Genomic DNA, 2,917 nt, shown 5'->3' with positions numbered 1-2,917 from the left:
TCGTCTCCGGCACCACCATGCATCACCATGCTGTTGTAGAAATACGAGCCGTCAAAGGCATCGACTCCGTCCGATCCGTTGTAGACGACGCGGTCCAGACCAGTGATGAACTCTCCGAATGGGCCAAGCGGCGTCGTGGAGCCAACGGGGCTGCCATGGATGCCGAGCTGCCAACCGCCGTTGCCGTCCGGTACCGCGTAATCACCGTCGCTCAGCGTGGATGTATAAGTGAAGGATGGCATGGTACCGCTTCCGACCACCGCTCCGTTTGTAAACAACGTGAACGATCCGTCCAGGGTCACCGTGAAGCCGATTGGATTTCCATCCAAATCCGTTTGCACGGAAGTCTGGCCGGAGAATTGCAGCCCGTACCCACCGAGATAAGCCACCCAGCCAGAAGCGTATCCGCCGTTGTAGACAAGGGGTGCTCCCCATACGTGTCCGAAGCTGCCAGGAACACTGACGTCGGCATTGATCACCATTTCGGCCATGACAAACCTCCCCCTCTGGACTGCGAACTGACAAGTCCATGCAGCAGCCATCCGCGAGGCGCGAACAGCGGCCATCAGCTGCATTAGAGGAAACTAAATACCGTTCCTGAATCAGGCGCATGACCCATTTGGGTCAAAAACGGCCTACAACCGTCTTCGCGGGAAGACGACAAAGCCGGGAAAGCAGGGCCACAAGTTCCGACTGCCTGTGGGTACCCGTCTTGCCGAAAACGGCTTTCAGTTGGTTTCGGGCGGTTTCATAAGATATGCTGCAGGCCTTCGCGACTTCTTCCAGAGACTGGCCGCTCGCGAGCCTGTATGCCAGTTTAGATTCTGCCGCTGAGAGCGAGAAACAGGCCTGGATGGCTGCCAGTCCTGGTGTCCGCCGCATCTCGGGATCAATCAGCACAGCGACAGCCTGGCCTGGTGCGAGGGGATTAAACGCGGCGTATTTAATACCGAGCACATGCGCAAGGATCGGGTAGAGGCCAGGCCTTGGCAGCGCCACTGGTGCTGCGGCGGAGGATGATCCGTCCACCAGGATTTGCTTCAGCGATCTATTGAATGCGTTCGTGGCATTCCTGTCGTAGGAGTACAGCCTGCTGCCAACGATGCCCAACGCGCCATCCATCATACTCTCCGCCGACGCGTTGAGCTTGACGACGTAGCCCCGCGCGTCAAAGACGATTGCAGCGATCTGACTCATTTCGAAAGCCTCAAGAGCCGAATCCACACGCGCAAAGCCGAGCATTCGCGACATCGCCGAAGCGGTGCCCAGCCGATGGGACAAGGTGGCCAGTGTCTGGAGTTGCGCCGGAGAAAATGGCCCCTGCGAAATAGAACGCTGAAGTGACAGAGACCAAAGAATACCGCTCGACGCCATCTTCACACAGGCGCACCACCGCAGTCGATGTGGCGCAAGGAATTCTTGGTAGTAGGGATGTCGCGCGATCTGGTCGGCCGAGAACAGATCGAGATCAGTGGCGATGCCCTTGCGTATGAGGTGAGGTGTCACTCCGTATCGGACATCATGCTCAATCCAGCCCCCCTTGATATAGGACTCGACCGCACCTGCCATGGATTCGGTCTGCGGAATTCCCGGCAGGTGGCTCTCGGTGTCGAAGAGCAGTGCTCCGACACAACCCGTGGCCCTTGAGACAACCTCCATCGCCCCGTTCCATTTTGTCGGATCAATAGCGGCTTCAACGAAAGCACGCTCTATCACCTCCAGGTCGAAATCGGTCCCCATTGCCATGTTCCCCCACTGATCAATTACTTCTCATCCAAGCAGCTTGTCGGCGGCAGCGTTGATGCGAAGTACATCCGCTGGCGTTGATTGCATCGAATGCAGTTCGGCACGTGCGATTCCCAACACGCGGGAATAGCGGCCACCGCAGCCAGTCCCGTGGAGAGCTCTGCCAACTGTCGCACTTTGTTTGGGGAAAATGGACCTTGCCCGATCGACCGCTGGAGGATAGCGCCGCCCAGAACTGATCACCCGCCGCCGCTTTCACAGCGGCGTACCACCTCAACCGCAAAGGGGCGAGGAACTCCCGGTAATAGGCACTTCCGTCGACATCTTCCGGAGTGATCAGGTCCAATTCTGTCGTCACTCCTTGCCGCTCAAGGAATGGCATCAGCCGATATCGTTCGTCGCGGTGACTCCAGCCGCGTGGCACATCCGGGAGGTTCGTCATGTCAATCAGCATTGCGCCGACGCTGCCTGCCGACCTTTCGACAGCGTCCATTGCCCTGTGCCGCCCGGAGGGATCAACCTCTGCATTGATCAGAGCTGTCCCGATAGCGGTTGCGGTGATGGCTACCCCATGCCCGAATTCCGTGATGTGTGAAAAAGAAGTTGGAAAACCGATTAGTCCATGCACGAGATATACACCAACGAAGTGCATACGCCGATTCCACCTAATGGCGGAGTGTCCGCACGCCTGAAGAATGGTCTTTCGCCGTCATCCTACTCAATTTGCTGATTGTTGTGCCCGGTCGCGGGGAAATTGCGGCTTTCGATTCTCTTCCAGTCCCCGAGAATGACATCAGGCGGCGTATGATCGGAGTCGATAACAAGGCTACAACCCTCAAGATCACTGTAACGACCTTCAACGGGCCTGTGGGTGGCTGTTGACGCCTATGTACCGGTTGGTCGAAGGACCAGGGCGCTGATCGCCCACCCCAGATTTGCGACCGGCGTCAGAGAGGCCGTCCGCCGGGCACGTTTTCGTAGGCTGACACCCCAAATCGCGATTGAAACTCAGAGTGGTGCACACATCGACGAGCTTGACGCCGCGGTCGTGTAGCAGCTTGGAGTGGTGGTTCCCTTAACGTTGTGTTCCCCGTTGCTTTTGCTCCTCAGCCGCGCGCCTTCATGTCCGTACCCGCTCCCTCCGGCACTCCCGCTTTGCTCAAGTCTTCAC

General features: G+C 57.9%; 2 protein-coding genes. Both read right to left on the bottom strand.

The window, feature by feature from the left end; all coding sequences use genetic code 11:
- A partial coding sequence (locus A7X77_RS31170) for a hypothetical protein (protein WP_156668196.1) occupies positions 1–491 on the bottom strand: 491 nt, incomplete at its 3' end.
- 133 nt (positions 492–624) lie between these two features.
- Entirely contained in the window at positions 625–1,740 is a 1,116-nt protein-coding gene (locus tag A7X77_RS31165; protein ID WP_245293819.1) for a helix-turn-helix transcriptional regulator, read from the bottom strand.
- Positions 1,741–2,917 lie beyond the last annotated feature (1,177 nt).

Origin of the sequence: Rhizobium bangladeshense, assembly GCF_001662075.1 — a bacterium.
GTDB classification, from domain to species: domain Bacteria; phylum Pseudomonadota; class Alphaproteobacteria; order Rhizobiales; family Rhizobiaceae; genus Rhizobium; species Rhizobium bangladeshense_B.
The sequence above is the reverse complement of the archived record's forward strand: the minus strand, read 5'-3'. Positions and strand labels throughout refer to the sequence as shown.